Here is a 1,196-nt window from a genome sequence, read left to right as displayed (position 1 = left end):
AGTTCTTTCCAGAATACCTAGTTTCTGTTAGTTCTCTTAAAATCTGCTCATAGTTGCTTCAACTTGGTACGCTTGCAATTACGCCAAATCCACATATGTTATCGAATACAGGGTCATTTTTTAGTCTTCTGACCAATGCAGCCATTGTCGGTATTTGCTCTATCTTTGCAGCTATTAATGCTCTTAGTTTGTATTTAGCATTGTATCCTCGAGGTCCATTATGTTTTCTGGGTAGCCTGGATATTATTGGTTTCAAATCAAGGGTGCTAAAAATCTTTTCCAGTCTAGTTTCAGGTTGCATTTTTAATGCATCTTCGAAGGAAATCAGGCACTGTTGTCGAATATACAAGGTAGCTTCATCCCTTTCCACTTTTGCTTTATTTGGTTTGATTTACCTTATAATTCGGCAAAAGTTGGGGTGAAGCCTTTATTTTAGGCCTTCAAAACCTTGATTTCAATGAGTTTTTTAGAATGAAATTTTCTCAAAAGGGTACGGGATTCAAAGTATTCGAAGTTTTTTTTCGTCAAAAAAGCCTTTATCCATTCTTACACCTTTGGGTACGTAGTTATGGGGTAATTGTCCCTCTGCCTCTTTGAAGAAATTAAGGAATTCGCCGTTACTGTGCGTCTTACCACCATATGCTTTTAGATTGACTAATTCTGCAGTTTCAGCAATAAAACAAGCCTTGGCCTTGATAGACGGACGGCCGTGATAACGAGGGTTATAGCCTACCTCACCGCCTTCCTGGTTGCCATGAAGGGTAATAACTGTATCATCGCAGTCCAGCCATATCTCAGTTGGTTCCTTTGTCTGGGAATGCAGTGCTATTAATTGTTGATTGATAGAGCGAAATTCCTCAAGGGATTCAATTCCCAGTGCCTTAAATAACCGTCTGAATGCTGATTCCTCAGGGCATTCAATATCGCCTTTGATTTTCAGGTAACCCGGGTCGTAACGTAAATCATTGATGTGCTCGAATCGAGATAGACCAAGAATTTGAGCATCAACCAGAAAATCGAGCATTTCTTGAGACTGATATTTGCTGTTAGGTGCTTTGCGCATGGTAAAAGTGCTTTTGATAAGTTCCTTGAAACCAATTGCCTGTTTAAAAGATTCTAACATGGGCCAAAATTGGCGAATTTAGTGGATTGTATCAGTTATCAAAAGTAACTGGCAAATTAAACTTACGGTATTT

General features: G+C 39.0%; 2 protein-coding genes. Both read right to left on the bottom strand.

Going from position 1 to position 1,196, the window contains the following annotated elements; translation table 11 throughout:
• Positions 1-58: 58 nt before the first annotated feature.
• Positions 59-370, bottom strand: coding sequence for a transposase (locus SSCH_RS07235; protein ID WP_156972167.1), 312 nt, complete (start codon positions 368-370; stop codon positions 59-61).
• Between the two features lie 129 nt (positions 371-499).
• Positions 500-1,123 (bottom strand): transposase, encoded by a 624-nt coding sequence (locus SSCH_RS07230; protein WP_052835431.1) that lies wholly within the window; start codon positions 1,121-1,123, stop codon positions 500-502.
• Positions 1,124-1,196: the final 73 nt, after the last annotated feature.

This window comes from Syntrophaceticus schinkii (assembly GCF_000946815.1).
In the GTDB taxonomy this organism is placed as follows: domain Bacteria; phylum Bacillota; class DSM-12270; order Thermacetogeniales; family Thermacetogeniaceae; genus Syntrophaceticus; species Syntrophaceticus schinkii.
This window is presented reverse-complemented; position numbering and strand designations above follow the sequence as displayed.

What these genes read in the sequence shown, in the direction of transcription:
- SSCH_RS07230 (WP_052835431.1), bottom strand. Translation starts at nt 1,123, where the DNA reads ATGTTAGAATCTTTTAAACAGGCAATTGGTTTCAAGGAACTTATCAAA.